This window comes from Hungatella sp. SB206 (assembly GCF_051132295.1).
Taxonomy (GTDB): Bacteria; Bacillota; Clostridia; order Lachnospirales; family Lachnospiraceae; genus Hungatella; species Hungatella effluvii.
Window position 1 is genome coordinate 2,583,219 of record NZ_CP096603.1, and the last position, 16,690, is coordinate 2,599,908.

The 16,690-nt window shown below is 51.0% G+C and carries 12 protein-coding genes and 1 riboswitch; of the genes, 11 read left to right on the forward strand and 1 reads right to left on the reverse strand.

The window, feature by feature from the left end; genetic code table 11:
- Positions 1-70 precede the first annotated feature (70 nt).
- The 7 genes from M1L66_RS11210 to M1L66_RS11240 all read left to right on the forward strand — a co-directional run bounded on the left by M1L66_RS11210 (position 71) and on the right by M1L66_RS11240 (position 8,530).
- Positions 71-901 carry an AraC family transcriptional regulator gene (locus tag M1L66_RS11210; RefSeq protein ID WP_187021385.1) on the forward strand — a complete coding sequence of 277 codons (831 nt, stop codon included), beginning with the start codon at positions 71-73 and terminating at the stop codon, positions 899-901.
- Positions 902-988: 87 nt separating this feature from the next.
- Positions 989-2,512 carry a xylulokinase gene (gene xylB, locus M1L66_RS11215; protein WP_434692960.1) on the forward strand — a complete coding sequence of 508 codons (1,524 nt, stop codon included), beginning with the start codon at positions 989-991 and terminating at the stop codon, positions 2,510-2,512.
- Positions 2,513-2,533: 21 nt separating this feature from the next.
- The gene (locus tag M1L66_RS11220) at positions 2,534-3,169 is read left to right on the forward strand and encodes a DUF4867 family protein (RefSeq protein ID WP_187021291.1); all 636 of its coding nucleotides are present in this window, start codon (positions 2,534-2,536) and stop codon (positions 3,167-3,169) included.
- 47 nt (positions 3,170-3,216) lie between these two features.
- The gene (locus M1L66_RS11225; RefSeq protein WP_025530515.1) at positions 3,217-4,695 is read left to right on the forward strand and encodes an L-fucose/L-arabinose isomerase family protein; all 1,479 of its coding nucleotides are present in this window, start codon (positions 3,217-3,219) and stop codon (positions 4,693-4,695) included.
- A gap of 338 nt (positions 4,696-5,033) precedes the next feature.
- Entirely contained in the window at positions 5,034-5,942 is a 909-nt protein-coding gene (locus M1L66_RS11230; protein ID WP_434692963.1) for an aldose 1-epimerase, read from the forward strand.
- A gap of 118 nt (positions 5,943-6,060) precedes the next feature.
- On the forward strand, positions 6,061-7,032 hold the full coding sequence (locus tag M1L66_RS11235) for a DUF4846 domain-containing protein (RefSeq protein ID WP_434692964.1): 972 nt from the start codon (positions 6,061-6,063) through the stop codon (positions 7,030-7,032).
- Between the two features lie 97 nt (positions 7,033-7,129).
- Positions 7,130-8,530, forward strand: coding sequence for an immunoglobulin-like domain-containing protein (locus M1L66_RS11240; RefSeq protein WP_187021285.1), 1,401 nt, complete (start codon positions 7,130-7,132; stop codon positions 8,528-8,530).
- A 94-nt stretch (positions 8,531-8,624) separates the two neighbouring features.
- Here the strand turns inward: M1L66_RS11240 and M1L66_RS11245 are convergent, their stop codons facing one another.
- Positions 8,625-9,257: an ECF transporter S component gene (locus M1L66_RS11245; protein ID WP_187021282.1), complete on the reverse strand. Its 633-nt coding sequence runs from the start codon at positions 9,255-9,257 to the stop codon at positions 8,625-8,627.
- A gap of 187 nt (positions 9,258-9,444) precedes the next feature.
- Positions 9,445-9,565: riboswitch (FMN riboswitch) on the reverse strand.
- A 257-nt stretch (positions 9,566-9,822) separates the two neighbouring features.
- Here M1L66_RS11245 and M1L66_RS11250 point away from each other — a divergent pair.
- The 4 genes from M1L66_RS11250 (at position 9,823) to M1L66_RS11265 (ending at position 16,689) form a co-directional block, all read left to right on the forward strand.
- Positions 9,823-10,671: an RNA polymerase sigma factor gene (locus tag M1L66_RS11250; RefSeq protein WP_434692965.1), complete on the forward strand. Its 849-nt coding sequence runs from the start codon at positions 9,823-9,825 to the stop codon at positions 10,669-10,671.
- 11 nt (positions 10,672-10,682) lie between these two features.
- Complete coding sequence (locus M1L66_RS11255) at positions 10,683-11,165, forward strand: DUF2461 domain-containing protein (RefSeq protein ID WP_434692967.1); 483 nt, start codon at positions 10,683-10,685, stop codon at positions 11,163-11,165.
- A gap of 214 nt (positions 11,166-11,379) precedes the next feature.
- Positions 11,380-15,645, forward strand: coding sequence for a DEAD/DEAH box helicase (locus tag M1L66_RS11260; RefSeq protein WP_434692969.1), 4,266 nt, complete (start codon positions 11,380-11,382; stop codon positions 15,643-15,645).
- A gap of 204 nt (positions 15,646-15,849) precedes the next feature.
- A complete protein-coding gene (locus M1L66_RS11265; RefSeq protein WP_434692970.1) occupies positions 15,850-16,689 on the forward strand; it encodes an SIR2 family NAD-dependent protein deacylase in 840 nt (279 codons plus the stop codon).
- The last annotated feature ends 1 nt before the right edge of the window (position 16,690 follow it).

The following is a 16,690-nucleotide window of genomic DNA, read 5'->3' on the forward strand; positions in this document are numbered from 1 at the left end:
GATGGCCTGTTTTTTCTATCAAAGTCAAAGTCAGTTGCAGACTGTCTTAAGTATGTTAAGAGGAGAAGAGATGGATTCCAGCCATGAGATGATTATACCGAATGATAATTTGCCGTTTAAACTGTTTCTCTTTGAGGGCGGAGAGGGGAAGTATAAGAGGGCCAGTCACTGGCATCGGTCGATCGAGATTTTTCTTGTTATGGAGGGGAAGATCGATTTTTATCTGGGGGAGAACCATTTTCCAATTGGTGAGAAGGATTTTATTATAGTGAATTCCAATGAAGTGCACTCGATCGACGCGCCGCTTCCGAACCGGACCCTGGTATTGCAGATTCCTGTGCAGACATTTGAGGTTTACTTGCAGGAGCAGCCGTATCTGTCATTTTCCAGGAGATCGGGGGAGCAGAATGGGAAGCTGATGGGTCTTGTGATGGAGATGTACCGGACGTATGAGAGGAAAACGTATGCCTGGGAGCTGAAGATGGGCGGGCTGTTTGAATTTGTCAAGTATCTGCTTCTGACGGAGTTCAAGGATCAGGCGCAGGCTCCGGATATTATCAGGCAGAAGATCCATTTGGAGAAGCTGTCGGAGATTACGGAGTATATGAAAAATCATTACGACGAGGCACTGTCCTTAGAAAAGGTAGCGGACCGCTTTGGTTTTTCCCCTACGTATTTATCCAGAATATTTAAGCGGTACGCCAATATCACCTACCGCGATTATCTGCAGGATTTAAGGGTGGAGTACGCGGTGAAGGAGATGGTGCATACAGCCCATGAACTGGGTGATATTGCTGTGAATCACGGATTCTCGGACAGCAGGGCGTTTGCGAAGGCCTTTGCGAAACGTTACGGCTGTCTGCCCAGTGAATATAGGAAAAGGGCAAGAAAGTGCTATTAGGTGGTCAAGTTCCTGCTCACGTAATCTGACGGAAAACGGTATAATAAAACTATGGCAAATTGCGTGAAACAGGTAAGGAGGCAGCAAATGGAATATTTAATTGGTATTGATGTGGGGACATCGGCGACGAAGACCGTGCTGTTTGATAAAAAAGGCAATATAATTGCATCGGCTTCGAGGGAGTATCCGCTGTATCAGCCGCATAACGGCTGGGCGGAGCAGAAACCCGAGGATTGGCGGGACGCGGTGATTGCCACCGTGGAAGACGTGGTGAAAAAGGCGGGAGCGGGAAAGGACGAGGTAAAGGGAATTGGTATTTCCGGTCAGATGCACGGACTTGTCATGCTCGATGAAGCCGGGAATGTGATCCGTCCTTCCATTATCTGGTGTGACCAGAGGACCGGAGAAGAAGTGGAAGAGATGCTGGAGATCATGCCCCGGGAACGCTGGATTGAGATTACGGCCAATCCGCCTCTGACAGGCTGGACAGCGGCGAAGATCTTATGGGTGAGAAATCACGAGCCGGAGAATTATGAGCGATGCAGGCATATTCTGCTTCCAAAGGACTATATCCGTTACATATTAACTGGTGTGTTTGCGACTGAAGTGTCTGATGCCAGTGGGATGCAGCTTCTGGATGTGCCGAACCGCTGCTGGTCGGATGAGGTGCTGGAGAAACTGAACATTGATAAAGCTCTTCTCGGCAAAGTCTATGAGTCCTGCGAGGTTACGGGAACGATTCTGCCGGATATCGCGGAGAAGACGGGACTTTCCACAGAGACAAAGGTGGTGGGCGGCGCCGGTGACAATGCGGCGGCGGCAGTCGGTACCGGAGTCATAAAGGACGGAACGGCATTTACGACGATCGGAACCTCCGGGGTCGTGTTTGCACACAGCAGCCAGGTAACGATCGACCCAAAGGGACGCGTGCATACGTGCTGCGCGGCAGTGCCAGGAACGTGGCATGTCATGGGCGTGACGCAGGCGGCTGGACTTTCTTTAAAATGGTTTAAGGATAATTTCTGTCAGGACTATGTGGAAGAGGCAGAGAGACAGGACGTGGACGTCTATGACCTGATCAATCGTGATATTGCCAATATCCCGGCTGGCAGTGATAAGCTGATTTATCTTCCCTATCTGATGGGGGAGAGAACGCCCCATCTGGATCCGGACTGCCGCGGCGTGTTCTTTGGACTCTCTGCGATTCATACGAAGGCTCATATGCTGCGTGCCGTCATGGAAGGTGTTTCCTACTCTCTCTCTGACTGCAATGACATTTTAAAGGAGATGGGCATCGATGTTGACAGTATGATGGCCTGCGGCGGAGGCGGCAAGAGCCCTGTGTGGAGACAGATGCTGGCAGATTTATATGACTGCAGTGTGAATACGGTGAGACAGACGGAAGGTCCGGCACTCGGCGTGGCAATTCTGGCCGGAGTCGGCTGTGGAATCTACGAAAGCGTGGAGAAAGCCTGCGACGAGCTGATTTCTGAGGCGCAGAGCACCGGAGCGGATTCGAGTGTGGTTGGCAAATATAAGGCGTATCATGAACTCTATAAAGAGCTTTATGGGAATTTGAAAAACAGCTATAAGAAGCTTGCTGCTTTATAGGAGAAGAGGAGGAATACTTAAATGGGTATGCAGATCAAAGACATTTCAGACAAAGCGTTTTCTGCCTACGGAAAGGTGATTACCGGTCTTGATGTAACCGGTATCTTAAAAGAGATGGAACATACACCTCTCCCGGACGATGTTATATATGTACCATCCGTTCCGGAGCTGGAGGCGCTGCCTGAGGCTTTAGTCATTCAGAACAATGTGTACGGGGAGCTTCCGATTCAGATCGGCTACTGCAACGGTCACAATACGAAGTTAAACGCGGTAGAATACCACAGAAACTCCGAGATCAACATTGCGGTGACGGATCTAGTCCTGATCATCGGAAAACAGCAGGATATCGGGGCAGATTACACGTACGACACATCTCTGATGGAGGCCTTTCTGGTACCGGCGGGAACGGTAATCGAAGTCTACGGCACCACGCTTCACTACGCGCCCTGCCACGTAGAAGACGGAGGTTTCCGGTGTGTGGTTGTCCTTCCAAAGGGAACCAACACGGATATGGAACCGTTGGAGATTAAGAACAAAGAGGACGCATTACTCTTTGCAAGAAACAAATGGCTGATCGGCCACGAGGAGGGCGGTCTTCCGGCAAATGCTTTTATTGGCTTAAAGGGTGAAAACCTGCACGTAGGCAATGAACAGTGAAGCAGCAGGCAGAACAATAAATAGAAAGAATCAGGAGGAAAATACATATGAACAACATACCAGAAGTAAAAGTAGGAATTGTGGCGGTCAGCAGAGACTGTTTCCCGGAATCATTATCTGTCAACAGAAGAAAGGCTCTTGTGGAGGCGTATGCTGCCAAATATGATGCAAAGAACATCTATGAATGTCCGGTCTGCATCGTAGAGAGTGAGATTCACATGGTACAGGCGCTGGAGGATGTGAAGGCAGCAGGATGTAATGCACTGGTCGTTTATCTTGGCAACTTCGGACCGGAGATCTCCGAGACACTGCTCGCAAAACATTTCGACGGACCGAGCATGTTTATCGCGGCGGCAGAGGAGAGCGGCGACAACTTAACCCAGGGACGCGGTGACGCTTACTGCGGCATGTTAAACGCCAGCTATAACTTAAGACTGCGCAATATCAAGGCATACATTCCGGAATATCCGGTAGGAACCGCTTCAGAATGTGCGGACATGATCGAGGAATTCCTTCCGATCGCCAGAACACTGGTTGGATTATCCAGCTTAAAGATTATAAGCTTTGGACCGCGTCCGTTAAATTTCCTGGCCTGCAATGCGCCGATTAAGCAGCTTTATAACCTGGGCGTGGAGATTGAAGAGAACTCCGAGCTGGATTTATTTGAAGCATATAACAAGCATGCGGATGATCCGAGAATCGCCGATGTGATGAAAGATATGGAGAAAGAACTGGGCGAGGGCAACTTAAAGCCGGAGATTTTACCGAAACTGGCACAGTATGAGCTTACGCTGCTTGACTGGATCGAAGAGCACAGAGGCTACCGCAAATACGTTGCCATTGCAGGCAAATGCTGGCCGGCATTCCAGACACAGTTTGGTTTCGTTCCCTGCTATGTCAACAGCCGTCTGACCGGTATGGGTATCCCGGTATCCTGCGAAGTAGATATTTACGGCGCGCTGAGTGAGTTTATCGGAACCTGCGTGAGCCAGGATGCGGTAACACTTCTGGATATCAACAATACGGTGCCGGATGATATGTATGACGGCGATATCAAGGGCAAATACGACTATACACACAGAGATACCTTTATGGGATTCCATTGCGGAAATACATGTTCCAGAAAGCTTTCCGCATGTTCCATGAAGTATCAGATGATCATGGCAAGGGCGCTTCCTGAGGAAGTAACACAGGGTACTCTGGAGGGAGATATCCTTCCAGGCGACATCACATTCTTCCGTTTACAGAGTACGGCAGATTGTCAGCTTCGCGCCTACGTTGCACAGGGCGAGGTTCTTCCGGTTGCAACACGTTCCTTCGGTTCCATCGGAATCTTCGCAATTCCGGAGATGGGCAGATTCTACCGTCACGTTTTGATCGAGAAGAACTATCCACACCACGGGGCAGTCGCATTCGGCCATTTCGGAAAGGCATTATTTGAAGTATTCAAATATCTGGGCGTGGAAGATATCGGATTCAACCAGCCGAAGGGTATGCTCTATCCGTCTGAAAATCCATTTGCATAGGACGGGGATCGCTGCATAAGCGTGTTATGATGTGAGCGGCAGCCTGGCCTGGGCATTCTGCGTTTTCCGGCCTCAGAAAATAAGGTAATAATGAAGTGAAAAGCACATAGAGATTAAATGATGACAGCAGGAGGATTACGCGGTGATTACCGCGTGATCTGTCCGGCTGTTTTTTTGCGTAATAGAGGTGCAATGAGATTTGGTAAGGCGGGATCTGCGGATTGTGAAAAGCCGGGGATTTCCTGAGAAAAGAAATCACCAGAAAGGACGTGTGCGGTGGAAAAAAAGGATGGTTTGTGCTATACTAAAACAAGCTGATTTGACTGGAGGAAGAGAAAATGAAAGTTGAGAAATCCGTTTGGAATGGAAAAGAAGGGTACCTTCTTCAGAATGAAACCATGGAAGTATTCGTGAATCCGGAGGATGGCATGAATATCTATCAGATGGATTGGGAAGGCCGCCAGATGATCGCCTGGGAAGAGGAACGCTATCAGAGAAAGGCGACGTACGGAGTACCGGTCCTCTATCCGACGCCTAACCGCTCGGAGAATTTAAAAATTCAGGCCTTTGGAAGGCTGTATGATGCCAGGATGCATGGTCTGGTGAAGAATCTGCCCTTCGAGGTGAAGGCGGCGGAGGCAGATGGACAGACTGCCCTGGTGACAGGTGTTTTGATGTGGAATGAGTCACAGCCGGATTTCCCGATGTTTCCATTCCCAAGTACATTAAGGATAACAGTCAAGGCGCTGCCTGATGAGGTGGTATGGAGCTATGAGGTGGAAAACTGCGGAGAGGGAGAAATGTCCTATGGCATCGCGGTCCATCCGTATTTCAATAAGAGAGAGCAGGAAGTGAAGATCACCGTTCCGGCCGCCTCTGTCATGGAAATGACGGAGGAGAAGATTCCTACCGGGAAGCTGATTCCGGCAGGAGAGACGGTACCGGATTTACGCTCACCCGCGTTGGTGGACAGCCTTTCCCTGGATCACGTATATACGGGCTGCCAGGCGGGAGCGCATGCGGAAATCTTCTATAACGACTGCAAGGTAAAACTGGAAGCCACAGAGGAATTTGGCCATATTGTCGTGTTTACTCCGAAGGCGCCGTTCTTCTGCATCGAAAACCAGTCCTGTTCGACCGATTGTTTTAACCTTTTTGCAAAAGGATTCGTCCGTGAATCTGGGCTTCAGACCGTGAAGGCAGGGGAGAAGAAGTCCGGTGCGATCCGGTTTGTATTCGAGAAATAGCGGCATGACCCCTGACAATTTTCCGTGTAGTAATCACGGGAGACTTATGCTACAATAAAAAAGAAGCGAAAGTCCCTGCCGGAGCGGGCAGTTCATGGTGCAGATGGAAAGGAAAAGTATGAGAGGAACCATCAGATATACGGTGATATGCGGCAGTTTAATATTGGCGGTTCTGTCGGCGGGATGCAAAACCGGGGGCCAGAGCGTTACCTATGCCGGTGAGCAGGTTCCTGCTGCGTCTGCACCGCAGAAAGAGGAGGAGATCATCTATCTGATCGGCGATGATGATGAGACGGAGCCGGAGAAGTCATCGGAAAAGCGGGATTCTCTGATTAATCCGGAGGGAAAGACTCTGGAGGAACGCATCTTTACACCGGAAGGCTATACGAGAATTCCCAAGGAAATGGGAAGCTTTCAGGGATATTTAAGGCGATATGCGATGAAACCGGATCAGAGCCCTGTCCTTCTTTACGACGGAAGTGAGAAACAAAATCAGAGCGCCCATGCGGCGGTATTTTCCATGCCGGTATTTGATGGTGATCTGCAGCAGTGCGCCGACAGTATTATCCGCATCTACTCGGAGTATTTCTGGAAGATGGGGGACTACGATAAAATTGCGTTTCATTTAACCAATGGATTTTTAATGGATTATCCGGCCTGGAAATCAGGAAAGAGACTGGTGGTAGATGGAAATAAAACTTCCTGGGTTTCAAAATCCGGTTCCGATGATTCCTATGAGACGTTTTTAAAATACTTAAGAACAGTGATGATCTACGCTGGTACACTCTCCTTAAACGAGGAGGCGGTTCCTGTAAATGTGAGCGATATCCAGGCGGGAGATATGTTTATAAAGGGCGGGAGTCCGGGACACTGCGTCATGGTGGCTGATGTGGCGCAGAACAGAGACGGCAGCCGCTGTTTTTTGCTGGCTCAGGGCTATATGCCGGCCCAGGAATTTCAGATCATAAAAAATCCCCTTCACGGGGACGATCCGTGGTACTATGCAGCGGAACTGAACTATCCTCTTGTGACGCCGGAATACGTATTTAACGAGGGGAGTCTGAAGCGCTGGTATGGATTTGGATATTAAAGAAATCGTCAGGTTATCGCAAAGAAATTCCTATTCTCTTATGGTATGATAAAGAGAGAATGGGGAAATCAGATTGCGGCAGGCAGGGGGAATACGGATGGCAGGATATTTCCGAATGATTTTTACAATGCTGGTTCTGGCCGTTACTTTGGCTGGATGTACGAAGGAAACCTCCGAAAGGCCCACGGAACAGCCGGTGGAAGAACGGGAAGTGACGGTAGTATCCAACGGTATCAGTTACGTGCCTTTGGAGAACTGGACGAATAATTTGACAACAGAGACAGATAAAGATGGAAATGAGCAGGAGATAGCGTCCTGCAGCCTCTGGCTTACTCCGAAGAAGATCGTGAAGGAGACGGATGGAGAGTACCATATGCCGGAGGTTTTCTATGCGGATGACTTTAAGATAAAGGTTAAGGGGAATGGGGACAATCCCATCGATTACATCATCTATAGTATGGGATTTGACACGGTGGACAGTGGAAAGGTGATGAACCCCTCCGATATACTCATTCCGGTGAATGGAAAAGACTATTACGTGCAGCTGGAATTTTCGCAGGGAGATGAGAAGAATTACACCCACTACCAGTACTTTTTTAAGGTGGTAAAGGGTGATCCGCTTCCACAGATCAGAGTGACTCAGGAGAGGAAGAGCAGGGAGATTCCCAGCGCATCTGGCGTGATCCTGTGGAATGAACCGGGAGATGACGGAGATACGGTCAGTACGGCGGCCTGTGGACCGGAGCCGTTTACCGTGCTTGCAAAAGAGGAACGGGAGATCCCGTATCTGCCGCTGGGGCGATGGATTACCATAGAATTGACCGGAGATAAGCAGCCGGACGAGGCGATCCTCTCCGATTATATCCTGAAAGAAGACGGGAGTCCCCGTTACGATGAAAAGTCAATCATAACAACGAAACTGGAGTATGACAACCACGAGATGAGGTTCTGTCTCACGCCCAATGCGAACGCGATGCTGAGTTCGGACATGTCTGCGTATATGACAGGCGGCATACTGCGGGGGTTTAAGCTGGAACTCGTCTGGGATGACGGAAGCCGGGCAGAATACGGCTTTCTTATTTCCACAGACGCCTCCTTTGTCGGAGAAGATCCTGCTGCTATGGAGGCGGACCGGCCGTTTAAGCCGGAAGCTGATTTGTTTCTGGATTTGAAACGGTCGGAGGAGGCGGTATTTGAAAAGAAGCTGGTTTTGGAGATAAATAACCAGTCCAGATCGCCGGTCCTGTTTGGAGACGAGATGAGGCTCATGAGAATTGACGGCATGGAGATGTCGGAAGTACCGGTGAATCCTGACGTGATCTGGAACAGCATTACCTATCAGGTGAGTTCCGGCTCCTATAAGGCGCTTACGGTGGACTTGGAACGCCTGTATGGAGAACTGGAGTCCGGCAGATATCGGATCATCAAGGGTGTGCGGCCGGTCGGCAGCAGCAGAAGAGAACTGTATGCGGATTTTATCGTGGGTCCCAGAGAATAAAGAGGTATCAGAGTGAAGAAAGCGCAGCATCCGATTACAGATGCTGCGCTTTCTTAAACAATCTTTAAAAATAGGATTCCTTTTACTGATGAAATTACGTGCGTGCCTGTGACCGGTTCTCAGATCTTCCGGCACTGTGGATAATGACGCTGATTCTCTTATATACGAGTGAGGTAATCAGGGACACGGTAATTCCCTTAATAATATTGAACGGTCCGACACAGATGAGGGCGAAAGTCCATACATTGCTGATTGCCGGATTAATGGCGGCGCCTGCCTGGATAATCGTATCCAGCGGCATCAAATTCGAATAGAAAGGGATCAGGATATACACGTTTATGACAACACCGATTACAGCCATCATGACAGCGCCTGCGGCCATGCCAAGTACCGCGCTCTTCTTTGTCTTATGGAAGCGGTAGATAATGCCTGCCGGCAGAATCAGGGAACATCCGATCATCAGATTGGCAAATTCGCCTACAAATCCGGTGCTGGTTGGCTTTAAAACTAATTTAACCAGGATCTTGACAAGTTCCATCACGACGCCGGCAATCGGCCCCAGCGCAAACGTACCTACCAGAATCGGCACCTCGCTTAAATCGAGACCGTAGAAGCTGGGTGCGATAAATGGCAGCGGTATCTCGAAGATCATCAGAACACCGGCGAGCGCGCCGAACATGCCCATTAATACCACATTTTTTGTTGACAGCAGTTTGTTTTCTTTCATTGTTGCATCCTCCTGAAATTTGGTTTTGTAAGTTCATCTCTAAGAGGAATCATGCGGCTTCCTGCAGTTCTGATGATCGGCTGACAGAACAGAGCGTCCGGCTTGCGGAACTCAAAAAAACCCTGGATAATTGATCCAGGGCGTCATAATTCATATCAAACCGTGTCAGGCACTGCTGCCTGTCACACAATTTCTTCTCTCATCCAGACTATACTGTCGGTTCCGGAATTACACCAGATCAACCACTGTTACAGTGGGTCGCGGACTATACCGCCGGTGGGGAATTACACCCCGCCCCGAAGAACTTATATTTATTTGTAACTGTATGATATCACAGAAATACGGCGCTTTCAAGAACTTTCTGTCTTATTCTCATTTTTTCTCGTTTTTATTGTTACAGTTTACAGTTCTGCCGGTCTCTGCTTCCCGGTCTGGCCTGGCTGTGAGCCGTAAATTTTTATTTGATGTTTTATGTCACAAATCTGATATTAAATTGTCTAATTAGATGCAGGAATAAAATATACAGGAACCGTCATATGAAAAAAGCGAAAGAGAGGAAAAAGACATGAACGAAAAGGAACAAATGGAAACACAAGAGCTGGTAAGACTGGCAGCGGAGGGGGACAAAGGGGCTTTGGAGCAGCTTCTCACCGGGGTGCAGGATCTGGTTTTTAATCTCTCCCTGCGTATGTTGGGGACCATTCATGACGCGGAGGACGCGTCGCAGGAAATCCTGATCCGGGTGATGACCAATCTGGCCTCCTTCCGTGGGGAGAGCGCTTTTACCACCTGGGTATTCCGTATTGCGGTTAATCATCTGAAAAACTACAGAAAGAGTATGTTTGCGCAGCATCCGCTGAGCTTCGAATACTATGGCGAAGATATTGTGAGCGGAAGAGAAAAGGATATACCGGATTTAACGATGGGGGTGGACCGGAACCTGATGGAGCAGGAATTAAAGCTTTCCTGTACGAACGTGATGCTTCAGTGCCTGGATACGGACAGCCGCTGTATTTACATTCTCGGTACCATGTTTCGTGTGGAAAGCCGTCTGGCGGCCGAGATACTGGAGATTTCTCCGGAGGCTTACAGGCAGAGACTGTCCAGAATCAAGAAAAAGATGGCTGGATTTCTGGATGAATACTGCGGCTTAAGCGGTAAAGGGGTCTGTTCCTGCAGTAAACGGATTTCCTATGCGATCGCGACTCACAGGGTGAATCCGGAGAAGCCGGAGTATACCAGTCTGGAGGAAAATACAGAGTTCCTTCAGGAGTGCAAGACGGCGATGGAAGAGATCGACGACCGGTCTCTGGTCTTTTCTTCCCTGCCGGCCTACCGGACGACAAAGGCAGCGAGGCAGTATCTGAATGAATTTCTAAAATCCGACTGCTATTCTATAATTTCCAATGCATAGGAGGCGGTGTGATGAGAGAAAACTGTATCATGGACTTTTTAAAAGAACTTGAGCGGAACAATAACTTAAAATGGATGGCAGACCACAAGGCATTTAAGGAACAGGCGACGGCAGAGTTTGAAGAACTGCTTCAGATGATGATGGAACGCCTGGCGGAAAAAGATCCGTCGGTGATTGGACTGTATCCAAAGAATCTTATATACCGGCTGAACCGGGATACGAGATTCAGCCGCGACAAATCCCCTTATCATGCAGCTTTTCGCGCCCATATATCGCCTGCCGGCCGCGCGCCGATTCCGGGCGGCTATTATCTGAATCTGGCACCGGGAAATGTGTTTTTAGGAGGTGGTGTGCATGCGGCACCGTTTAAGGACGCTGTGACAATGATCCGCGATTATATCTGCGGCCATTCAATGATTACTTTAATGAAGCGGTCAGGGATTTCCAGTACCCGGTTCGGGAATAGAAGGGGCTGGCGGGAAAACTGGTGCTAAAAATAAACGGAAATCCCGGATAATCATGACACACAGTTGACATGTTTGCCGTGATAGGATTAAGCCCCAGACAAAGGAGTCTGAGATTAAAGAACGCTGGAAAAAGGCGCCTGTTAATCCAGCGTAAAGTATGGTATGATAAGAAAAACTATTTTATTGGAATAAGAGAAACAGGAACCGGCCGGTCTGACGGTGGTTTTGTATGGAGGTTACGATGGCGGACGATATTCTTAAGATTTTTTCAGAGCCCACAGCCGGCTGGTTTGCGGAGACATTCGGGAAAGTGACAAAGGTACAGGAGGAGGCGTGGCCGGCGATCGCAGCCGGGAAGCCGGTGCTGGTCAGCGCCCCTACGGGTACCGGCAAGACGCTGTCCGCATTCCTCGTTTTCATTGACCGCTTAAGTACGCTGGCCAGGGAGGAAAGGCTGGAGGAAAAGCTCTATCTGATCTACGTTTCGCCGCTGAAATCACTGGCTGGCGATATACGGGAAAACTTGAGACGGCCGCTTGATGGAATCGAAAGGGAAGAAGGGCAGCAGGAGATTACTGTGGCGATCAGAACTGGGGATACGCCCCAGAAGGACCGCCAGAGAATGGTGAAGCATCCGCCCCATATTCTGATTATCACGCCGGAATCGCTTTACCTGATGCTGACCTCACGGTCGGGCCAGGGGATCGTGAAGACAGCTGAGGCGGTGATCATCGATGAGCTTCACGCTCTGATCGATACGAAGCGGGGGGCTCATCTGATGCTTTCCATCGCAAGGCTGGACCGGCTCTGCGGCCGTAATCTCCAGCGCATCGGCCTGTCGGCCACGATAGAGCCGCTGGAGCTGTCTGCGGAATACTTATCCCCCGAGCCGGTAGTTATCTGCGCTCCGGCCATGGAGAAGAAGGTCTTAATTGAGGTGGTGGGAACGACTCCGGCCAACGGGAGAAGAAAGGATCCGGTCTGGGAAGAACTGGGGATGGCGGTCTATCAGAAGTGTCTGGACTGCAGAAGCGTGATTGCATTTTCGGAAGGACGCCGGTATGCGGAGAAGCTGGCCTATTACGTCAACCTGCTGGGCGGTGACGGGTTTGCCAGAGTTCATCACGGAAGTCTTTCGAAGGAACAGCGGGCGGAGGTAGAGCAGGACTTGAGAGAAGGACGGCTCCGGCTTCTGTGCGCCACCTCCTCCATGGAACTGGGGATCGATGTGGGCGAGATAGACCAGGTCCTGCAGATCGGCTGTCCGCGCACGGTTTCCAGTACGATGCAGCGGCTGGGCCGGGCGGGCCATAATCCGGGATCGGTCAGCGTGATGTATATGTATCCCAGGACAGCACCGGAGAGCGTCTACTGCGGCATGACTGCCGAGATCGCCAGACTGGGCGGAGTTGAGCATACGAAGCCGCCGAGGCTCTGTCTCGATGTGCTTGCCCAGCATCTGGTGTCCATGGCGGCAGGCGACGGGTACAGCGTGGATGATGTGATGGATATTCTGTGCAGGGCTTATTCCTTTCGCGATGTGACGAGAGAGGACGTAAAAGGCGTGCTGCGGATGCTGGCTGGTGATTACGAACACGGAAGAGAGATTCCGGTGCGTCCGCGGGTGCTCTATGACCGGATTCATGAGCGGGTAACCGGTGACGCCTACAGCCGTATGCTGGCTGTCGCGGCAGGAGGTACCATCCCGGATAAGGGGCTCTACGCGGCGAAGACGGAGGATGGGGTGAAGCTGGGAGAACTGGATGAGGAGTTCGTGTATGAATCCCAGATTGGAGATAAGTTTGTGCTTGGATCTTTTGCATGGAAGATCGTCAGCCAGGACCGGGATACTGTGGTAGTGACGCAGGTTCCGGCGGAGGGAGCCAGGCTGCCGTTCTGGAAGGGGGAGACGAGAGGCAGGACGCTTCGCACCAGTCTGGCGTTCGGAAGGCTGTTCCGGGAGTTGGGAAAGGCGGCGGAGGCCGGGGAAGAACAACTGACCGAATATAGACAGCCGGCGGAAGGACGGCATCCGGATGAAGCTGGCCGGCTGGCGAGCTGCCCTGACGCACTTACAGATACACTTGCCCGGCTTGGCCTCGACGGCGCAGCGGCCTGCAATGCGGCTTCATTTTTGAGGCGTCAGATAGTGGTAACCGGAGGGCTTCCGGACGACAGGACGATCGTTGTGGAACGGTTCAGAGATCATACGGGAAGCAATCAGGTCATGGTGCACGCGCTGTTTGGGAGACGGGTCAATGCACCGCTGTCTCTTCTTTTGCAGCATACGGCCAGACAGCTATGCGGAATCGATATTGGCTGCGTGGATGAGGAGGATGGCTTTCTTTTGTATCCTTACGGAGATGACGTTCTTCCGGAAGGGCTGCTGTTCAAGATTGAGGAGGGACAGGCCAGGAGTGTTCTGGAGGCGGCGCTTCCCCTGACGCCTCTGTTCAATATGACCTTTCGCTATAATGCGGCCCGTGCGCTTATGATGGGAATGAAACGGAATGGCCGTCAGCCGCTCTGGATGCAGCGGCTGAAGAGCACGGAGATGCTCTCCTCCCTGATTAACGAGCCAGGCCATCCCCTGATCCGGGAGACGAAGCGGGAATGCCTGGAGGACCAGTGGGATATTGACGGTGTAATAAAGATCCTGGGCGATATCAGGGCTGGGCTCATTACAGTACGGGAAGTCTGTGTGGATGTGCCGTCGCCCATGTCTCTTCCGTTCCAGTGGCAGGCGGAAGCGGCGGAGATGTATGAGTATTCGCCGGTTACGCAGGGAATCCGTGAGGCTGTCTATGAGGAGTTGAAGCAGACTGATATGATAAAGCCGCAGGCGGAGGAGCTGGCCAGGGTTCAGGCGCGGAAGAAGCTTCCGGAGGATGAGGACCAGCTTCATTCCCTTTTGATGATGGAAGGCGATTTAATTGCCGGAGAACTGCCTGTGCCGGTGGAGTGGCTGAAGAATCTGGCGGAGAGAGAATTAGTTACCTACATGGAGCCTGGGATATGGATTGCAGCAGAACACCGGGAAGAGTATGAGCTGGCTCTTCTGGAGGGGAATGAGGAAGCGGCCATGCATATCGTACGGCGGATGCTCTATTACCGCGGCGGGCAGAATAGGGAAGCGGTGAGTGAGCGGTACTTTTTCCCGGAAGGTATGGCGGAATGCATACTGGAAAAGCTGACGGCAGAATCACTCGTGGTGGAGGACGACGGGATCTTTTACCATGCAAAGCTCTACGACAGGGCCAGACGCGCGTCAATCAAAGGCATGCGTCTGGAGGCTATGACTCAGCCGCCGACGCATTATGCGGCGTTGGCGGCCCAAAAGGCCTTTGTTGCCGCGCCGGGAGAGGAACAGCTGAGGAGAGCGGTGGAACAGATCTGCGGAAGGACGTATCCGGTCAAATTCTGGGAATCCGTCTTTTTTGCACGGCGTGTAAAAAATTACACCGAAGCCATGCTCGACAAGCTTTTGGCACAGGGCGACTATTTCTGGCAGATGAAGCCTGATGGGACACTGGCTTTCTACCGGTATGAAGATATCGACTGGGATGCGCCGATTTCCGGGCTTTCGGAGGAACTGGAGGGTGATGAGAAGCTGCTGTATCAGGAGCTGATGCGCCGGGGAGCCAGTTTCCTCAAGTTCCTTACGGAGGTACCGAAGCAGGACAGCGCCCAGGAGGTGCTTCTTAAGCTGGCAGAAAAAGGTCTTGTCTGTGCGGACAGCTTTGTGCCGGTGAGACAGTGGCAGAATCGGGAAAAGGTGAAGAAGGCAACGGCGAGACAGCGGGTGAATGCACGGGTGATGGCGCTGTCTGCAGGCCGCTGGGATATCGTGCGTCCAGTAAAGAAAAGGACAATGGAAGAGTGGCTGGACCTGTTTTTAAAGGAAACGGCGGTCCTCTGTAAAGAGACCTACCGCAAAGCATGCGATCCCTGCATGGATTCTGCCTATTTGCTGTCAGCCGGCGGTACGGACGAAGCTAAGGCGGAGCCGGAAACAATGGCCTGGAGAAAGGCCCTGGATGTACTTCGGATCTGGGAGTACACGGGAAAAGTGAGACGCGGATACTATGTATCCGGTATGTCGGGGGCGCAGTTTATCCGGAAAGAGGACTATGAGAGCGTGACAGCGGCTTTAAAACAGCCGGATGATGACGTGGTCTGGCTGAATGCAGCAGATCCGGCGCAGATATGGGGAAAGGCTCTGGAACAGCCGGAGGACAGAAACTTTATGAATCTTCCGGGGACAGCTGTCGCCTTTCGGCAGGGGAGGACGGCCGCAGTGATGGAGCGCCAGGGGAAGGTTCTTAAGTTCTTTGAGGAAGAAGGGCTGGAGGCTGTACTTTCTGAGTTCGTCCGCTGTTTTCAGAGAAAGCTTTTATTTCCTGACCAGAAGCGCCTGATTTTGAAGGAATATCCGGAAAATGCCGGCGAATTATTAAAAAATGCCGGTTTCATCCGTGAGATGCAGGACTATGTGCTCTACCGGTAATGAAGATAGCAATAGTATCTGTCGGATACTAAGAAACGAACCGGTTACTATCCCACTTTTTTGTGCGTTATTGCTGTAAATGTTGCAGCGGTTTATAATTCAGACAGGAAGACGAAGGAGTCCTGGAGTGTGGCGGAAATCAATTTTCAGACACGCTCTCGGATAAGAGATTCCTGGTGAGAGCACAAAAAAGGGGGGAATACCATGAGCGAATGGCAGTCCACGGTGAGGAGACTTATCAAGGAAGCGGAGGCGGTCGTCGTCGGAGCAGGCTCCGGGATGTCGGCCTCCGCCGGTTTAACGTATACAGGCAGGCGCTTCCGGGAGAAATTCGGTGATTTTATCGAGCACTACGGTATGACAGATATGTATTCGGCCGGTTTTTACCCGTTTCCCACACAGGAGGAAAAATGGGCGTACTGGAGCCGGCATATTTATTGTAACCGCTACGATGTTCAGGCTGGAAAGCCCTATCTGGATTTGTATCAGCTGGTGAAAGACAGGAATTACTTTATCCTGACAACGAACGTGGATCATCAGTTTCAGCTGGCTGGATTTTCGGAAGAACGGATCTTTGCGACTCAGGGTGATTACGGTATGTTTCAGTGTGCAAAGGCCTGTCATAAGAAGCTGTATGAGAACGAGAAGGAAGTAAGAGCCATGGTGGCCCGGCAGAAAAATCTGAAAATACCGTCGGAGCTGGTGCCAAAATGTCCGGTCTGCGGCGGTGACATGGAGGTCAATCTGCGGTGCGACAGATACTTCGTTGAGGACGATGCATGGGAGCGCGCCTGTGCCGGATATACCGGTTTTATAAGACAGAATCGGAACAGGAGGCTGGTGTTTCTGGAACTGGGAGTCGGCATGAACACGCCGGGAATCATTAAATATCCGTTCTGGCAGCTGACAGACAGGGAGGAACATGGTTTTTATATCTGCATCAATCAGGGAGAAGCCTGGGGGCCGGAGGAGATCAGAGAAAAATCCTTATATGTCAACATGGACATTGCAGAAGCTCTGGAAGCAGTCAGAGATGTGATGTGAT

Coding starts and splice junctions, on each gene's coding strand:
- M1L66_RS11210 (WP_187021385.1), top strand. CDS start 71: ATGGATTCCAGCCATGAGATGATTATACCGAATGATAATTTGCCGTTT.
- M1L66_RS11235 (WP_434692964.1), top strand. CDS start 6,061: ATGAGAGGAACCATCAGATATACGGTGATATGCGGCAGTTTAATATTG.
- M1L66_RS11220 (WP_187021291.1), top strand. CDS start 2,534: ATGGGTATGCAGATCAAAGACATTTCAGACAAAGCGTTTTCTGCCTAC.
- xylB (WP_434692960.1), top strand. CDS start 989: ATGGAATATTTAATTGGTATTGATGTGGGGACATCGGCGACGAAGACC.
- M1L66_RS11240 (WP_187021285.1), top strand. CDS start 7,130: ATGGCAGGATATTTCCGAATGATTTTTACAATGCTGGTTCTGGCCGTT.
- M1L66_RS11245 (WP_187021282.1), bottom strand. CDS start 9,257: ATGAAAGAAAACAAACTGCTGTCAACAAAAAATGTGGTATTAATGGGC.
- M1L66_RS11250 (WP_434692965.1), top strand. CDS start 9,823: ATGAACGAAAAGGAACAAATGGAAACACAAGAGCTGGTAAGACTGGCA.
- M1L66_RS11255 (WP_434692967.1), top strand. CDS start 10,683: ATGAGAGAAAACTGTATCATGGACTTTTTAAAAGAACTTGAGCGGAAC.
- M1L66_RS11230 (WP_434692963.1), top strand. CDS start 5,034: ATGAAAGTTGAGAAATCCGTTTGGAATGGAAAAGAAGGGTACCTTCTT.
- M1L66_RS11225 (WP_025530515.1), top strand. CDS start 3,217: ATGAACAACATACCAGAAGTAAAAGTAGGAATTGTGGCGGTCAGCAGA.
- M1L66_RS11265 (WP_434692970.1), top strand. CDS start 15,850: ATGAGCGAATGGCAGTCCACGGTGAGGAGACTTATCAAGGAAGCGGAG.
- M1L66_RS11260 (WP_434692969.1), top strand. CDS start 11,380: ATGGCGGACGATATTCTTAAGATTTTTTCAGAGCCCACAGCCGGCTGG.